The 16,064-nt window shown below is 46.2% G+C and carries 16 protein-coding genes; all 16 read left to right on the top strand.

Annotated elements, in window-relative coordinates; translation table 11 throughout:
- Positions 1-7 precede the first annotated feature (7 nt).
- Genes gltA through purF form a run of 16 tightly spaced genes read left to right on the top strand, consistent with a single transcriptional unit; the run spans position 8 to position 16,056 of the window.
- A complete protein-coding gene (gene gltA, locus FD967_RS05805) occupies positions 8-1,321 on the top strand; it encodes a citrate synthase (protein WP_215325013.1) in 1,314 nt (437 codons plus the stop codon).
- A gap of 19 nt (positions 1,322-1,340) precedes the next feature.
- Positions 1,341-2,750, top strand: a complete 1,410-nt coding sequence (leuC, locus tag FD967_RS05800) for a 3-isopropylmalate dehydratase large subunit (RefSeq protein ID WP_215325011.1) — start codon at positions 1,341-1,343, stop codon at positions 2,748-2,750.
- 9 nt (positions 2,751-2,759) lie between these two features.
- Positions 2,760-2,969, top strand: coding sequence for a hypothetical protein (locus FD967_RS05795; RefSeq protein WP_251368983.1), 210 nt, complete (start codon positions 2,760-2,762; stop codon positions 2,967-2,969).
- A 28-nt stretch (positions 2,970-2,997) separates the two neighbouring features.
- Positions 2,998-3,645 carry a 3-isopropylmalate dehydratase small subunit gene (leuD, locus tag FD967_RS05790; protein WP_215325009.1) on the top strand — a complete coding sequence of 216 codons (648 nt, stop codon included), beginning with the start codon at positions 2,998-3,000 and terminating at the stop codon, positions 3,643-3,645.
- Between the two features lie 24 nt (positions 3,646-3,669).
- The gene (gene leuB / locus FD967_RS05785) at positions 3,670-4,743 is read left to right on the top strand and encodes a 3-isopropylmalate dehydrogenase (protein WP_215325007.1); all 1,074 of its coding nucleotides are present in this window, start codon (positions 3,670-3,672) and stop codon (positions 4,741-4,743) included.
- Positions 4,744-4,796: 53 nt separating this feature from the next.
- On the top strand, positions 4,797-5,960 hold the full coding sequence (gene asd / locus FD967_RS05780) for an aspartate-semialdehyde dehydrogenase (RefSeq protein ID WP_215325006.1): 1,164 nt from the start codon (positions 4,797-4,799) through the stop codon (positions 5,958-5,960).
- Entirely contained in the window at positions 5,953-7,317 is a 1,365-nt protein-coding gene (locus tag FD967_RS05775) for a FimV/HubP family polar landmark protein (RefSeq protein ID WP_215325005.1), read from the top strand. Before asd ends, FD967_RS05775 begins: the two co-directional genes overlap by 8 nt.
- A 5-nt stretch (positions 7,318-7,322) precedes the next feature.
- On the top strand, positions 7,323-8,150 hold the full coding sequence (truA, locus tag FD967_RS05770) for a tRNA pseudouridine(38-40) synthase TruA (protein WP_215325004.1): 828 nt from the start codon (positions 7,323-7,325) through the stop codon (positions 8,148-8,150).
- A 40-nt stretch (positions 8,151-8,190) separates the two neighbouring features.
- The gene (locus FD967_RS05765; protein ID WP_215325003.1) at positions 8,191-8,865 is read left to right on the top strand and encodes a phosphoribosylanthranilate isomerase; all 675 of its coding nucleotides are present in this window, start codon (positions 8,191-8,193) and stop codon (positions 8,863-8,865) included.
- A 31-nt stretch (positions 8,866-8,896) separates the two neighbouring features.
- Positions 8,897-10,090, top strand: a complete 1,194-nt coding sequence (gene trpB / locus FD967_RS05760; protein ID WP_215325002.1) for a tryptophan synthase subunit beta — start codon at positions 8,897-8,899, stop codon at positions 10,088-10,090.
- 47 nt (positions 10,091-10,137) lie between these two features.
- Positions 10,138-10,935 carry a tryptophan synthase subunit alpha gene (gene trpA / locus FD967_RS05755; protein WP_215325000.1) on the top strand — a complete coding sequence of 266 codons (798 nt, stop codon included), beginning with the start codon at positions 10,138-10,140 and terminating at the stop codon, positions 10,933-10,935.
- Positions 10,936-10,957: 22 nt separating this feature from the next.
- Complete coding sequence (accD, locus tag FD967_RS05750) at positions 10,958-11,845, top strand: acetyl-CoA carboxylase, carboxyltransferase subunit beta (RefSeq protein WP_215324998.1); 888 nt, start codon at positions 10,958-10,960, stop codon at positions 11,843-11,845.
- Between the two features lie 5 nt (positions 11,846-11,850).
- Entirely contained in the window at positions 11,851-13,176 is a 1,326-nt protein-coding gene (gene folC / locus FD967_RS05745) for a bifunctional tetrahydrofolate synthase/dihydrofolate synthase (protein WP_251368982.1), read from the top strand.
- 3 nt (positions 13,177-13,179) lie between these two features.
- Positions 13,180-13,947, top strand: coding sequence for an SPOR domain-containing protein (locus FD967_RS05740; RefSeq protein WP_215324996.1), 768 nt, complete (start codon positions 13,180-13,182; stop codon positions 13,945-13,947).
- The gene (locus FD967_RS05735; protein ID WP_215324994.1) at positions 13,947-14,513 is read left to right on the top strand and encodes a CvpA family protein; all 567 of its coding nucleotides are present in this window, start codon (positions 13,947-13,949) and stop codon (positions 14,511-14,513) included. The genes FD967_RS05740 and FD967_RS05735 overlap by 1 nt, the downstream gene beginning before the upstream one ends.
- Positions 14,514-14,517: 4 nt before the next feature.
- A complete protein-coding gene (gene purF / locus FD967_RS05730; RefSeq protein WP_215324992.1) occupies positions 14,518-16,056 on the top strand; it encodes an amidophosphoribosyltransferase in 1,539 nt (512 codons plus the stop codon).
- Positions 16,057-16,064: the final 8 nt, after the last annotated feature.

Genomic DNA, 16,064 nt, shown 5'->3' with positions numbered 1-16,064 from the left:
ATTAGAAATGATTGAATCGGACATCAAGGCAAAATTATCGTTTTCGGATGGCACACCAGATATCGACTTGCCAATATACAAAGGTACAGTCGGCCCTGATGTAATTGATATTCGTAAACTTTATGGTCAAACTGGCAAGTTCACTTACGATTCAGGTTTTTTATCAACAGCTTCTTGTAATAGCAAAATTACTTATATCGATGGCGATAAAGGTGAGTTACTCTATCGCGGCTACCCAATTGAAGATCTTGCACACAACTGTGACTTCTTGGAAGTTTGCTATCTTCTAATTAACGGTGAGCTGCCAAATGCTACCGAGAAAAAAGATTTCGAGAATTTGGTCATGCATCACACGATGGTTCATGAGCAAATGCAATTCTTTCTGCGCGGTTTCCGTCGCGATGCGCACCCGATGTCTGTATTAACTGGCCTGGTTGGTGCGATGGCAGCTTTCTACCATGACGCAATTGATTACAGTCAGCCTAAGGCACGCGAAATTGCGCAGATTCGTCTGATTGCCAAGATGCCAACCTTGGTTGCAATGTCTTATAAGTACTCCGTAGGGCAGCCATTTATCTATCCAGATAATTCTTTGTCTTACACAGCCAACTTCATGCGCATGATGTTTGCAACACCTTGCGAGGAGTACAAGGTCAATCCATTATTGGTACGCGCCTTGGATCGCATCTTTACCCTGCATGCTGACCATGAACAAAATGCCTCTACTTCAACAGTGCGTTTGTGCGGCTCTTCTGGTACTAATCCATTTGCTGCTATCTCTGCTGGCATTGCTTGTCTCTGGGGGCCGGCTCATGGCGGTGCAAACGAAGCTTGCTTAGAGATGTTGAATGAAATACAGGCTAGTGGTGGTGTAGATAAGATTCATGAGTTTATTGCTCAAGTCAAAGATAAGAACTCTAGCGTTCGCTTGATGGGCTTTGGGCATCGCGTTTACAAAAACTTCGACCCACGTGCAAAACTGATGCGTGAAACTTGCCATGAAGTATTGAAAGAGCTGGGTCTGGAAAATGATCCATTGTTTAAATTGGCAATGACTCTTGAGAAGATTGCTTTGGAAGATGAATATTTTGTCAGCCGCAAGCTCTATCCAAACGTAGACTTCTACTCTGGAATTGTTCAGCGCGCCTTGGGCATCCCAACCGAAATGTTTACTTGCGTATTTGCTTTAGCGAGAACAGTGGGCTGGATTGCTCAGTGGGAAGAAATGATTACTGATCCTGAGTACAAGATTGGCCGTCCACGTCAGCTATATGTTGGAGAAACTTCACGCAAGGTTCCCAACATTTCTGTTCGCAAATAACAAGTTCTCGAGGGTATTCATGTCACGTACGCTTTACGACAAATTGTGGGATGACCATGTCGTCTATTCCGAGGAAGATGGCACGGCCACGATTTATATAGATCGTCAGTTATTGCATGAAGTCACAAGCCCTCAGGCTTTTGAAGGGCTTAATTTAGCTGGCCGTCCAGTATGGCGAATCTCTGCCAATCTGGCTGTTTCAGATCACAATGTTCCCACAACGGATCGCTCTGAAGGGATTGCTGACCCTATATCTAAGTTGCAAGTAGATACGCTAGATCAAAACTGTGATGCCTTTGGTATTACGCAATATAAAATGAACGATACCCGCCAAGGGATTGTTCACGTCATTGGACCAGAGCAAGGCGCAACCTTGCCGGGTATGACAGTGGTCTGCGGTGATTCACATACCAGTACGCATGGCGCCTTTGGTGCGCTAGCTTTTGGTATTGGGACATCTGAAGTTGAGCATGTATTAGCCACCCAAACTTTGCTGATGAAAAAAAGCAACAACATGTTGGTTAGGGTGGATGGACGCCTTCAACCAGGCTCTACTGCGAAAGATATTGTGCTCGCTGTGATTGGCAAGATTGGCACTGCAGGTGGAACTGGCTACACCATTGAGTTTGCAGGCGAAGCTATTCGTAGCTTGTCCATGGAAGGTCGCATGACTATCTGCAATATGGCCATTGAAGCAGGTGCTCGCGCTGGACTTGTAGCGGTTGATGAAACCACGATCGAATATATTCAAGGTAGACCTTACGCCCCTAAAGGCGAGGCTTTACTTCATGCTTTGCAATACTGGCGCACCCTACATTCAGATTCAGATGCCCAGTTTGATGCTGTGGTTGAGCTTCGTGCAGAAGAAATTGCTCCTCAAGTGACTTGGGGGACTTCGCCGGAAATGGTGTTAGCCATTAGTGAGCGCGTTCCCGATCCCGAAAAAGAGCGCGATGGAAACAAGCGTTCTGCAATGGAGCGTGCGCTTGAATACATGGGTCTTGTGCCCAACACGCCATTAAGCAATATCTCCGTAGATAAAGTATTTATCGGATCTTGTACCAATAGCCGTATTGAAGATATTCGTGCTGCCGCCAAGGTGGTTGATCGTCTAGGCAAGAAGGTGGCAGCTAATGTGAAGTTGGCGCTGGTTGTTCCTGGTTCTGGATTAGTAAAAGCTCAAGCTGAGCGCGAAGGTTTAGATCGTGTGTTCAAAGCTGCCGGCTTTGAATGGCGTGAGCCTGGCTGCTCTATGTGTTTGGCAATGAATGCGGATCGCCTTGAGCCTGGTGAGCGTTGTGCATCCACATCAAATCGTAACTTTGAAGGTCGCCAAGGTAATGGTGGGAGAACGCACTTAGTGAGCCCAGCAATGGCTGCTGCTGCTGCGATTGAAGGTCATTTTGTTGATGTTCGTAAGATTTCTTAAGGAGTTACAGTGTTTAAATGGTCTTCTTTCACAATGATTAAAAAATTGATGATAGTTGCTGCTATCGGCATCATCCTATCTGCTTGCGCAAACACAATGGAAGGTGTTGGTAAAGATCTTCAAACCATGGGCAACTCTATGGGCGGAAGCAAAAATTCCAACACATCCAATCAGTCCCAAACTCAAGGGAAAGATGTTGTTGTAACCCCAGTGAAGTAAGTTCACAACAATCATCACAAAGTTCACTATGGAAAAATTTACGGTATACAAAGGCTTGGTAGCTCCGCTTAATCGCGAAAATGTAGATACCGATGCCATCATCCCAAAGCAGTTCTTAAAATCAATTAAGAAAACGGGTTTTGGCCAGAATTTATTTGATGAGTGGCGTTATCTCGATCATGGTGAGCCTGGTCAAGACTGCAGTACACGCCCAATCAATCCAGATTTTGTTTTAAATCAGCCCCGCTATAAAGATGCTGGTATTTTGCTAGCTCGTAAGAATTTTGGCTGTGGCAGCTCCCGTGAGCACGCACCTTGGGCATTAGATCAGTATGGCTTTAGAGCGGTCATTGCCCCTAGTTTTGCGGACATCTTTTACAACAATTGCTTCAAAAATGGGCTTTTACCGATCACTCTCTCGGAGTTGCAGGTAGACCATTTATTTAATGAAACTCTGGCTTTTAGTGGCTTTCAGCTCACAATTGACCTAGAGGCCCAGCAAGTTATCTCCCCTGATGGAACCGCTTATAGCTTTGATGTGGCGCCATTCAGAAAGCATTGCCTGCTCAACGGCTTAGACGATATTGGCTTAACCCTGCAACATGCAGATAAAATCAAGGCTTACGAAGCTGAGCGCATTCTCAAGATGCCTTGGCTTGCTACACAACTGCCGTAGTTTTATAGAGTTAAAGGCCTTTTCATGAAAATTGCAGTCCTACCGGGCGATGGTATCGGCCCGGAAATCGTTGCTGAAGCCGTTAAGGTATTAAACGCGCTCGGCCCTAAATTTGACCTGGAGACAGCGCCTGTTGGAGGCGCTGCTTATGATGTTGCTGGGCATCCATTGCCTCCTGCGACTCTTGAGCTTGCTAAAAAAGCGGACGCTATATTGTTTGGTGCTGTGGGCGACTGGAAATATGACGCCTTGGCACGTGAACTCCGTCCAGAGCAAGCCATCTTGGGTTTGCGCAAGCATCTTGAATTGTTTGCCAATTTTAGACCTGCTATTTGCTATGACGAGCTTACCGCCGCATCAAGCTTGAAGCCTGAAATTGTTAGCGGTCTGGATATATTGATTATTCGTGAACTGAATGGCGATATCTATTTTGGTCAGCCACGTGGTATTCGTACTTCTGAATTGCCTTTATTTAAGGGTGCACGCGAAGGTTTCGACATGATGCATTACAGCGAGCCTGAAGTAGAGCGTATTGGCCGTGTAGCTTTTGAAGCAGCTCGTAAACGTAGCAAAAAGGTATGTAGCGTGGATAAGGCCAATGTTTTGGAGACTTCGCAGTTGTGGCGTGATGTCATGATTCGTGTTGGCAAAGATTATCCAGATGTTGAGTTATCGCACATGTATGTTGATAACGCTGCCATGCAATTAGTTAAGGCACCTAAGGCATTTGATGTGGTGGTGACTGGCAACTTGTTTGGCGACATTCTCTCGGATGAAGCTTCAATGTTGACGGGCTCAATTGGCATGTTGCCATCCGCTTCTTTGGATAAAAATAATAAAGGCTTGTACGAACCAAGTCACGGCTCAGCACCCGATATTGCAGGTAAGGGTATTGCTAATCCACTGGCAACTATTCTTTCTGCTGCCATGATGCTGCGTTACTCATTGAGTTTGCCTGCCCAAGCCGATCGTATTGAAGCGGCTGTCCAAAAGGTTTTATCTCAAGGTTTACGTACAGCCGATATCTACACCGAAGGTACAAAGAAAGTTTCTACCGTTGAAATGGGCAATGCCGTTGTTGCCGCCCTTTCAAAATAAGAATTACTTACACCCGAAAATATTTCAACACACTGAATAGATAGTTGATCATCATGTCAAATACAAAAACTCCCTTAGTAGGTTTAGTTGGCTGGCGCGGTATGGTTGGCAGCGTTCTCATGGAAAGAATGTTGGCTGAAAAAGATTTTGACCTGATTGAGCCTGTATTTTTTAGTACTAGTCAGGCTGGCGGTGAAGTGCCGTTCTTAAATGGTCAAAAAGTAGCTAAGAGTGAAAATGCTTTGCTCGATGCGAATGATATCAAAGCACTTTCGCGCTGCGATATTATTTTGACCTGTCAGGGTGGTGACTACACCAATGAGATTTTTCCTCAACTGCGTTCCGCTGGTTGGCAGGGCCACTGGATTGATGCCGCTAGCGCCTTACGTATGAAGGATGATGCGGTCTTGATTTTGGATCCAGTGAATCGTCCAGTAATTGATAAAGCATTGGCTGCTGGTGGAAAAAACTGGATTGGCAGTAACTGCACAGTCAGTCTAATGATGATGGCTATGGGTGGTCTTGTTAAGGCTGATATGGTTGAGTGGATTAGTGCTATGACCTACCAGGCGGCCTCAGGTGCTGGCGCCCAAAATATGCGCGAACTGTTGTTACAAATGGGCGCATTGCGCGATAGCGTGGCTACTGAATTGGCCGATCCTTCTTCTTGGATTCTGGATATTGATCGCAAAATCACTGAGACATTACGTTCACCTGATTTTCCAAAGAAAAACTTCCGTAATACTCCCTTAGCAGGTAGTCTGATTCCTTGGATTGATGTTCCCGTAGAGAACGGTCAAACTAAAGAAGAGTGGAAGGGCGGAGCCGAATTTAATAAGATCTTAGGTCGACCTGCGTTTAGAACTCCAGGCAGTATTCCCATTGATGGTTTATGTGTCCGTGTTGGCGCTATGCGCTGTCACTCACAAGGTCTCACCGTCAAACTCAAAAAAGATATTCCGCTTAAAGAAATTGAGGCAATATTGGCCAATGACAATCAATGGGTCAAGGTGATCCCAAATGATCGTGAGACTACTGAACGTGAATTATCTCCAGCAGCTGTTAGCGGCGCATTGACGATACCTATTGGACGATTGCATAAGATGGCAATGGGTCCTGAATATCTTGGTGCTTTTACTGTAGGCGATCAACTTTTATGGGGAGCAGCTGAGCCCTTGCGTCGAATGTTAAGAATCCTATTGGAAAGTAATGCCTAATATTCAGATGCTGAAATTTATCTTTGCTAGTCTTATTGGTATCGCACTATCGACTAGTGTCTTTGCCGTTACATTAGGCAAGGCGAATTTGGTATCTAATCCTGGCGAAAGTCTTCGAATTGAGGTTCCCATTGAGTTGGCTCCAGATGAGCAAGCCCTTTTAACAACTTTATCGGCGTCAATACCATCGGCAAGCGCTTATGAGCGCCTTGGTATTTCACCTAAAATTTTGGACTTCAATACCCAAGTCATGGTTTATCGATCAAAGGATGGGCGGTTGATGGTTTTGGTAGAAACGGTGGAAGCCGTACCGATCTCTGAGGATATCTTTGTAGATTTATTACTCACCTTAAATTGGTCAACAGGTTCAATTACTAGAATCTATACATTTTTGAATGGGACTTTGCCTAAGTTTGTTGTGGAGCCTGGACAAACCCTCTCTTCGATTGCTTCAAAGATGGATTCAGGTTCACCAAAGTTTTCGATCGACCAGAAAATGATGGCTTTATATCAAGCTAATCCGGATGCTTTTGCGGGTGGCAATATTAATCGTTTACGGGCTGGTTCTGAGCTCGTGATTCCTGATCCAGCCTCAGTACAGGCGATTGATTCTAAGCTTGCTAAGGATTTTGTAGACTCAGCGGCTCAACCACGGGCTGAGAAAAAGAGTGACCTGGCTAGCGTAGAAGTTAGTGTTGATGATGTTATTAATTCTGCAAATCGTTTAAAGATCGGCTCTAGCGGAGACCGGGATGCAGATACCAAGCGCATTACGGAAGAAATAGTAGCCCAAGAAAAAATTCTCGAACAAACTAATGTGAGAGCGCAAGAGTTGGAGAAGAATGTCGCAGACTTAAAAAAATTATTAGCTGAATCTCAAGGCTCTTCAGAGGTGCTTGATTCGGGAAAGAGCGGGTTTAACGCAAAGGCACTTTTTCTTGGCTTGCTTGCGCTTGTTTTAATTACTTGTCTTTTGATTTGGTTCTTTATTAGTAATTCGCGTAAAACTCCATTGCCTCATATCAACGCTCGTGACTACCCAGCCGAACACGAGCGGGTGCAATCTGCAGCGCCCGATCAGCATTCTGGTGATCATGAGGGTGTTCCCGATAAAGCTAAGGCATTGTTCGGAAGCATTAATCTAGATTTGCCTGTTGCTAAGCCCTCCACATCAGATCTGACGCCTGATGAACTTAGGGTTAGATTAAATCTAGCCAGAGCCTACATCACTATTGAAGATTTTTCCGCAGCCAAGAAATCTTTAGAAGAGATTGTTCGTATTGGCGCATCAATCGACCCTGAAATTGTGGTTGAAGCGCGCGGTGTTTTAGCCGAGCTTTCACATAGTAATAGCTAAATTTAATGCGCATTGCCCTTGGACTTCAGTATGACGGCAGTGCCTTCTCTGGTTGGCAGACACAGGTAAATCAGCCCACTATTCAAGATGAGTTGGAGAAGGCTATTAGCTCGTTTGTTGGTAATGATGCCCGGAACTCTTATCCTATTCGCGTCATTACTGCTGGTCGAACAGATGCCGGGGTTCATGCATTAGGTCAAGTTGTCCACTTTGATGTCAATGTTGAGCGAGAAAGCTGGTCGTGGGTGAGGGGGGTTAACGCATTCCTGCCAGATTCTATTGTGATTAATTGGGCTCAGCCAGTTACGGATGAATTTAGCGCTCGCTACTCAGCTCATGAACGCACTTATATTTATGCATTGCATGCAGGACCTTGCCGCTCCCCCATGACTGCCGATCGCGCTGGTTATGTGATGCTTCCAGCAGATCGCTGGTTTGATATTCATGCGATGAGATTGGCAGCTGAATGTTTGATTGGTGAGCATGACTTCACGTCTTTTCGTTCCTCAGAATGTCAAAGCAAGACTCCAGTGAAGATCATGTATTCCATCGAAATTTTCTCGAATGAGCCATGGCTGTATTTCAGGATCAAAGGGAATGCCTTCTTGCATCACATGGTGCGCAATTTAGTAGGGAGCTTCATCCAAATTGGCGTAGGCAAACAATCAGCTAATTGGATGGCCGAGGTTTTGGCCGCGAAAGATCGTAGTGTTGCAGCCCCTACGTTTTCACCTGCGGGCCTCTATTTAGCCCAAATTGCCTATCCAGAAGGATTCAATATCCCAAAACCATGGCTTTCAAATTCTTGGTTGCCTAAGGCGATTTTCGTTTAAATGTGTCTTTAATAGCTCAAGACCCTTATCATTTCCCCCTATGGGCTTACTAACAAACTCTCCGGGCCGAACTAGGGTCAAAATCTGTGGTCTCAAGACGCCTGGTGACGTTGATGCTGCCATTAGCTCTGGTGTTGATGCGCTTGGCTTCGTGTTTTATCCCCCCAGTCCTAGAGCCGTTTCTCCAAATATAGCTGCCGCATTGATTTCTAGGCTTCCAGCAGGGGTTGATGCTGTCGGATTGGTGGTAAATGCTACCGATGCTGAATTTGAGGCTATTAGAGCGGCTGCTCCTATTACTTTGTGGCAGTTTCATGGGGATGAGTCACCAGAGGAATGCCGCCGCCTAGCTGCAGGGCAGTCCTGGATTAAGGCTGCACGTGTTGGAGCAGGCTTCGCGTTTGATAATTTTTCCCTACAATATAGGCAAGCAAATGCTCTTTTGCTCGATGCGCTCGTTGAGGGCTATGGAGGAGGGGGCATTCCTTTCGATTGGTCAGGAATTCCACAAGCATGGATAAGCGCAAACGCGCCTCGGGTCGTTTTGAGTGGTGGATTGAACGTTCACAACGTGGGCGAAGCTATTGCTCGTCTACATCCTTGCGCGGTTGACGTCTCTAGTGGCGTAGAAATCAGCAAAGGTGTCAAAGACCACGCCTTGATGAAAGAATTTATCGAGGCAGTGCGTGCGGCAGACGCAAGCACACCATCCTAATCATTTGCTGCAACTAATAAAAGAGGTATTTATGTACGATAAGCCAGATGCACGGGGACACTTCGGTCCTTACGGTGGCGTATTTGTTTCTGAGACGCTCATGTTCGCTTTGGATGAGCTCAAAGCGGCTTATGCTAAATATCAATACGATCCAGAATTCTTAGAAGAATTTCATTATGAGCTTAAGCATTTTGTAGGTCGTCCATCACCGGTCTATCACGCTAAACGTTGGAGCGAGATATTGGGCGGTGCACAAATTTACCTTAAGCGTGAAGATCTAAATCATACTGGCGCACACAAAATCAACAATGTTATCGGTCAAGCCATGCTCGCTAAGCGCATGGGCAAGCCGCGCATCATTGCTGAGACTGGGGCGGGGCAGCATGGTGTTGCCACTGCAACTATTTGCGCTCGATTTGGTTTGGATTGCACTGTGTATCAAGGTTCTGTTGACGTAGCACGTCAAGCGCAAAATGTGTTCCGCATGAAATTGCTTGGTGCAAAAGTGGTGCCCGTTGAATCTGGAACGAAGACGCTGAAGGATGCGTTAAACGAAGCAATGCGTGACTGGGTTACTAATGTAGAAGATACCTTTTACATTATTGGCACTGTCGCCGGACCCCACCCTTATCCAATGATGGTCCGAGACTTTCAAAGCGTCATCGGGGAAGAGTGCAAAATACAAATGCCTGTAATGACTGGGCGTCAGCCTGACTATGTAATGGCTTGCGTTGGCGGCGGTTCTAATGCAATGGGTATTTTCTATCCTTACATTGATTTCCCAGAAGTCAAATTGATTGGCGTTGAAGCTGCGGGTCATGGCCTCAATAGCGGTCTTCACTCTGCAGCCCTTTGCGTTGGGAAGCCGGGTGTATTGCACGGCAATCGTACCTATCTTTTACAAGATGAAAATGGACAGATATCCGAAACGCATTCTGTGTCGGCTGGTATGGATTACCCTGGAGTTGGCCCTGAGCATGCTTGGTTAAAAGACTCAGGTCGCGCTGACTATGTGGCAATAACTGACGAAGAGGCATTGAAAGCTTTTCATGACTGCTGCCGTATTGAAGGCATCATTCCTGCCTTAGAATCTGCGCATGCGATTGCATATGCATGCAAATTAGCGCCCACGCTCCCTAAAGATAAAACGATCTTGGTCAACTTATCTGGTCGAGGTGACAAGGATATGCATACCGTTGCTCAAGCCACTGGTTCTGAGGGCTAACCCATAGCCAATCACTAGGTCACATATAAGAATAGATACGAATTTCCATGTCAAAAATTACTGCACTCTTCACTGAACTAAAAGCTAGCGGAAAAAAAGGTCTGATCCCTTTCATTACTGCCGGTGATCCCGATCCAAAACTCACTGTTGAATTAATGCACGCATTGGTTCGTGGTGGTGCTAACGTCATTGAGCTTGGGGTGCCATTTTCTGATCCGATGGCTGATGGTCCAGTTATTCAACGCTCATCTGAAAGAGCGCTCACTCAAGGCGTGACCTTGCGTGGTTGTCTAGAAATGGTGAAAGAGTTTCGTAAAACCAATGTGGATACACCGATCGTTTTAATGGGCTATGCCAATCCAGTTGAGCAGATGGGAGCAGAGCGCTTTGCAACGGAAGCTAAAGCTGCCGGTGTTGATGGTGTTTTGATCGTGGACTACCCTCCAGAGGAGTGCGTTGATTTTGCTCACCAAATGAAGATAGCGGGTGTTGATCCTATTTTTCTATTGGCTCCCACCTCATCACAAGATCGTATAAAAGATGCAGCCAAAATAGCTGCTGGTTATATCTACTATGTTTCTATGCGGGGGGTAACAGGTGCATCTCATCTGAATACTCAGGATGTAGCCAGCATTATTCCTAAGATTCGTGAGGCTACGCCAATTCCGATCGCAGTTGGTTTTGGTATTAATGACGCTGAAAGTGCCCGTGCAGTATCAAAAACAGCTGATGCGGTGGTGATTGGCAGTCGAATTATTCGTCTTTTGGAGGATTGTGCCCCTGGCCAAGCGGTACAATCACTCGAAACCTTCATACGTGAAATTCGTGTCGCTTTAGATAGTTAATGCACTGGATAGTTAAAAACTGATGAGCTGGATTGATAAATTATTACCCCCACAAATCCAACATACGGATCCTGCCAATCGCAAATCTGTACCTGAAGGACTTTGGGTTAAGTGCCCCAGCTGTGAAACCGTGCTCTACAGCACTGATATCGAAGCGAATTTATCGGTTTGCCCAAAATGTAGTCACCACATGCGCCTTGGCGCCCGTCAGCGCCTCGATAGTCTGTTGGACCCAAAAGGCCGCTACGAGATTGGCGCCGATGTTTACCCAATCGACCCCCTCAAATTTAAAGATTCCAAAAAGTACCCAGATCGCCTAAAAGAAGCTAGTGATGCCTCTGGCGAAACCGAGGCCTTAATTGTTCTTGGTGGAAAGATTGAGAACATACCAGTGGTGGCAGCCTGTTTTGAATTCCAATACATGGGCGGCTCAATGGGTTCGGTTGTGGGTGAGCGTTTTGCTCGCGGCGTAAAAGAGGCCATTGCTAAGAAGTGTGCCTTTATTTGTATTACCGCAACTGGTGGCGCGCGTATGCAAGAAAGCTTACTATCCCTCTTTCAGATGGCTAAGACTAACTCGATGCTAACCCTGCTCTCTAAAAAAGGTTTGCCCTACATTAGCGTCTTAACTGACCCAACTATGGGCGGAATTTCTGCCAGCTTTGCGTTTATGGGTGATGTTGTGATGGCTGAACCAAAAGCCTTAATTGGTTTTGCGGGTCCGCGTGTGATCGAGCAAACCGTTCGTGAAAAATTACCAGAAGGTTTTCAGCGCTCTGAGTTTTTGATGCAAAAGGGCGGTATAGACATGATCGTTGATCGTCGGCAGATGCGTGGTGAGATTGCTCGTTTGTTGGCCTTGCTACAGCAACTACCTGAGCCTGCGATTGCGGGTAGCGCAGCTGTATAAAGCGCTTGAATCTTCCCCTTCAAAACCCCATCCTCTTTTCTAGCTTAACGGCTTGGCTTAGTCATCTCGAAACAGCTCATCCTGTTGGTATCGACATGGGGCTTGCACGCATCAATCGTGTTAAGGATGTGCTAGACCTTCACTTTGATTGCCCGGTTATTACTGTGGCTGGCACCAATGGTAAGGGCTCTACCTGCGCCTATCTTGAGAGTATTTTGCTGGCGTCTGGCTATAAGGTTGGCTGCCATATGTCTCCGCATTTACTCGCATTTAATGAGCGTGCTCGAGTTAATGGTGAAGAGGTAAACGATGATCTTTTGCTAGAGCATTTTGCAATCGTTGAAAAAGCTCGCGTCAGCTTAGCGAATGCTCCAACCTTAACGTATTTTGAATTTACTACCTTGGCTATCATGCATTTATTTTCCAAGGCAAACCTAGATGCAGTAGTGCTTGAAGTGGGTATGGGGGGTCGCTTGGATGCTGTCAATATTGTTGATGCAGATTGTGCGATCGTCACGAGTATTGATATTGACCATGCTGATTTTTTGGGTGGCACACGTGAGGCAATTGGTTTTGAGAAAGCTGGCATTTTCCGAGCCGGCGGTATTGCAGTCTGTGGCGATCCCGTGCCTCCACAATCTTTAATTGATCACGCCGAAAAACTCGGATGTGATTTATGGCTACAGGGCCGTGACTATAACTTTCAAGGCGACAAGCAGCAGTGGGGTTGGGCGGGGCGTCAAAAGCGCTTTAGCGGTCTAGGCTACCCCGCATTGCGAGGTGCCAATCAGATTCTGAATGCATCCGCTGTGATTGCCGCATTAATGGCGTTGCATCAGCGACTGCCAGTTAGCGCACAGGATATCCGCAATGGCTTTGCTATGGTGGAGTTGCCAGGTCGTTTTCAGGTTCTTCCAGGTCAGCCCACTATCGTTTTGGATGTTGCCCATAATCCCCATGCAGCGGCCACATTAGGGCAAGGCTTGGATAAGATGGGCTATCACCCCTATACCTATGCCATTTTTGGTGCTATGGCGGATAAAGATATTGCCGGGGTTATTAAGCCCCTGTTGAATAGTGTGGACTTCTGGTTTTGTACTGATTTACCAACTCCCCGCGCCGCCAGTGCCGCAGCACTATCTGAAAAGCTGGTAGACCTAGGCGTGTCCGTCAAAAATGGGGAGGATGGCGGTATTGAGTGCTTCCCAGATCCAGCTGCAGCGTATCAAAAAGCGCTTTCTATGGCTGGTGAGGGTGATAGAATTGTTACCTTCGGATCCTTCTATACTGTTGCCGGAGTAATGGCATATCGAAATAACCAGGCCCATTGATCCATGATTCGTTTACCGAAGCTTTTTAAGCGAAACTATCAGACTGAAGACCTTGATCGGGCTTCGGTGAGGGGGCATCGTTCAGTCAATAAATTAGCTCCTCGTAGTTTTCAGCGGGCTCAAGAAAACGAAGAGCTAGCACTTACAGAAGACCCTGATCAGCAACGTGCTCGTCACCGTCTGATTGGTGCAGCTGTCCTAGTGTTAATTGCGGTAGTTGGCCTTCCTCGTATTTTGGATAACAAACCCAAATCTGTGAATAACGATATTGCTGTGAATATTGTTACTAGTCTGCCCGCCCCCAATACTGCAATGCCCGCAAATGATGAGAAGGTAAAACCGGCCGCCGCTGTTCAGGCGCCAGCGAAAGAAAAAGAGCCCACTCTATCCAAAGAAGTTGTAAAAACGTCATCTCCTACGGTAAGCAAAATAAATTCTATTAGTGGCTTGGCCGCTGGTGAAGAGGTCATTACTGCACCAGATGCAATCACCAAATCAAAAACTGAAGAACTGCCAAAAAAAGTGGGGCCTGGTAAGTATGTCATTCAGATTGGTGCTTTTGCATCTGAAGAGCGGGCTAAGGGTTGGATAGCTAAGATGAAGGATCAAAAGATTCCTAATTATGTTTTCAATAAAACCGGCACCGACGGTGTAAAGCTTTTTGTATTAAGAGCTGGCCCTTTTGCAGATAAGGACGCGGCTGAAGTTGCTGAGAAAAAAGTCAAGGCTATGGGCTTGTCTCCAAGGCTAGTTGAGGTGGAAGCCCCTTAATGGAATATTTATCCACCCTGCAGTTAACCACGGTGGATTACTTCATCCTCGTAGTGCTATTGGTGTCTGCATTGGTGGGAATTTCTCGGGGTCTCTTTAAAGAGGTGCTAGCACTAGCCTCTTGGTTCGTAGCTGCTTGGGTTGCTTATCACTATACAAACTATCTTTCTGTTGAATGGTTGTCTACTTTTCATATGGATGAGTTGCTGAGCTTGGGTGTGAGTTTCCTCGTTCTATTTATACTTACCTTGATTGTCTGTGGTTTGATCGGTAATGTGATTCAAAAGATTATTTTGTCTGCTGGATTGAGCATGACAGATCGATTTCTCGGTCTTGTTTTTGGCTTGGCACGTGGTGGTGTAGTGGTAGTCGTGATGGCCACATTAGCGGCCTTGACTCCTATTCCTCAAAGCGTCGCTTGGCAGAAGGCAATTACCCGGCCAGCCATCGATATCGCAACTAGTTTAATTAAAGGTTGGTTGCCGGCTGACTGGGCAAAGCAATTAGGTAATGCAATGCCTAAAATTGCACCCACCATTACACCTTCATTAACAATAGGGATCTAGGCTTATGTGCGGCGTCGTTGGAACAGTTTCCCACTCCCCAGTTAATCAGCTTATTTATGACGCGTTGTTGTTGCTTCAACATCGTGGTCAGGATGCTGCCGGCATGGCAACGATGAATGGCAATTCATTCACGATGCATAAAGCCAATGGTCTTGTGCGAGATGTATTTAGAACTCGCAATATGCGAAGTCTAGTAGGTAGTGCTGGCATTGGTCAGGTTCGCTACCCAACCGCCGGCTCTGCAAGCAGTGAGGAAGAGGCTCAACCGTTTTATGTGAGCGCTCCTTACGGCATTATTTTGGCCCATAACGGTAATCTGACTAATGCGGCTAGCCTGCGTGTAGAGATGGCTTATCGTGATCGTCGCCACATTAATACCAGTTCAGATACAGAGGTGTTATTAAATGTACTGGCCGATGAACTTCAAAAAGAAACTAATAGCGCAGCATTAGATGAGGGCGCTATGTTTAACGCCGTTACACAAGTAACTCAACGCGTTAAGGGCTCTTATGCTGTGGTTTCTTTGATAGCTGGTTACGGTTTATTGGCATTTCGCGATCCGTTTGGAATTCGGCCCCTCTGCATCGGTCGCATGGATACACCGAAGGGTCCGGAGTGGATGATTGCCTCTGAGTCAGTTGCACTTGATGGCCTTGGCTTTACTTTTGTGCGTGATGTAAATCCTGGCGAAGCAATTTATATTGATTTGGATGGTAATTTCTCTTCACGTCAGTGCGTTGCTGATGCAGTTCTGACGCCTTGCATTTTTGAATACGTTTATATGGCTCGTCCAGACTCCACGATTGATGGTGTGACTGTTTATAACGTACGGATGCGCATGGGCGACTATCTTGCTGAAAAGATTCGAAAAGAAACGATTCCAGGTGAGATTGATGTTGTGATGCCGATCCCTGACTCTAGTCGTCCAGCGGCAATGCAGGTTGCTAAACGTCTAGGCGTAGATTACCGAGAAGGATTCTTCAAGAATCGTTACATTGGTAGAACCTTCATCATGCCAGGTCAGGCTGTTCGTAAAAAATCAGTACGCCAGAAACTCAATGCCATGCGCATTGAGTTCAAAGACAAGACTGTCCTCATTGTGGATGACTCTATTGTTCGCGGTACAACCTCATTTGAGATTGTGCAGATGGCACGAGAGTCTGGCGCCAAGAAAGTGATTTTTGCTTCTGCAGCACCCCCTGTGCGCTTCCCTAATGTCTATGGCATCGATATGCCAACTCGTAGTGAGTTGGTTGCCTATGGCCGTACTGATGAAGAGATCAATAAGATGATTGGTGCAGACCAATTAATCTATCAAAGCGTCGAAGATATGAAGCAGGCAGTGAAGGATATTAATCCCGATATCCAGCACTTTGAGGCATCTTGTTTTGATGGCCACTATATTACCGGCGATATTAATGAATCCTATTTAGATGCTCTCGAGGCTGCTCGTAATACCTCCGAGGCCAAAGCTGACCGTCAACGCGATTCTAGTGACTTTGCCCGTTCGCAACTGCATTTGCACTTAGCTACAGAAGACTAAAAACAACG

The sequence above is a fragment of the Polynucleobacter sp. JS-Mosq-20-D10 genome, assembly GCF_018687755.1.
GTDB lineage: Bacteria > Pseudomonadota > Gammaproteobacteria > Burkholderiales > Burkholderiaceae > Polynucleobacter.
Note: the sequence above shows the minus strand (reverse complement) of the source record. Positions and strands in the feature narration are given on the sequence as shown.

What these genes read in the sequence shown, in the direction of transcription:
- gltA (WP_215325013.1), top strand. Translation starts at nt 8, where the DNA reads ATGATTGAATCGGACATCAAGGCAAAATTATCGTTTTCGGATGGCACA.
- leuC (WP_215325011.1), top strand. Translation starts at nt 1,341, where the DNA reads ATGTCACGTACGCTTTACGACAAATTGTGGGATGACCATGTCGTCTAT.
- leuD (WP_215325009.1), top strand. Translation starts at nt 2,998, where the DNA reads ATGGAAAAATTTACGGTATACAAAGGCTTGGTAGCTCCGCTTAATCGC.
- leuB (WP_215325007.1), top strand. Translation starts at nt 3,670, where the DNA reads ATGAAAATTGCAGTCCTACCGGGCGATGGTATCGGCCCGGAAATCGTT.
- asd (WP_215325006.1), top strand. Translation starts at nt 4,797, where the DNA reads ATGTCAAATACAAAAACTCCCTTAGTAGGTTTAGTTGGCTGGCGCGGT.
- FD967_RS05775 (WP_215325005.1), top strand. Translation starts at nt 5,953, where the DNA reads ATGCCTAATATTCAGATGCTGAAATTTATCTTTGCTAGTCTTATTGGT.
- truA (WP_215325004.1), top strand. Translation starts at nt 7,323, where the DNA reads ATGCGCATTGCCCTTGGACTTCAGTATGACGGCAGTGCCTTCTCTGGT.
- FD967_RS05765 (WP_215325003.1), top strand. Translation starts at nt 8,191, where the DNA reads ATGGGCTTACTAACAAACTCTCCGGGCCGAACTAGGGTCAAAATCTGT.
- trpB (WP_215325002.1), top strand. Translation starts at nt 8,897, where the DNA reads ATGTACGATAAGCCAGATGCACGGGGACACTTCGGTCCTTACGGTGGC.
- trpA (WP_215325000.1), top strand. Translation starts at nt 10,138, where the DNA reads ATGTCAAAAATTACTGCACTCTTCACTGAACTAAAAGCTAGCGGAAAA.
- accD (WP_215324998.1), top strand. Translation starts at nt 10,958, where the DNA reads ATGAGCTGGATTGATAAATTATTACCCCCACAAATCCAACATACGGAT.
- FD967_RS05740 (WP_215324996.1), top strand. Translation starts at nt 13,180, where the DNA reads ATGATTCGTTTACCGAAGCTTTTTAAGCGAAACTATCAGACTGAAGAC.
- FD967_RS05735 (WP_215324994.1), top strand. Translation starts at nt 13,947, where the DNA reads ATGGAATATTTATCCACCCTGCAGTTAACCACGGTGGATTACTTCATC.
- purF (WP_215324992.1), top strand. Translation starts at nt 14,518, where the DNA reads ATGTGCGGCGTCGTTGGAACAGTTTCCCACTCCCCAGTTAATCAGCTT.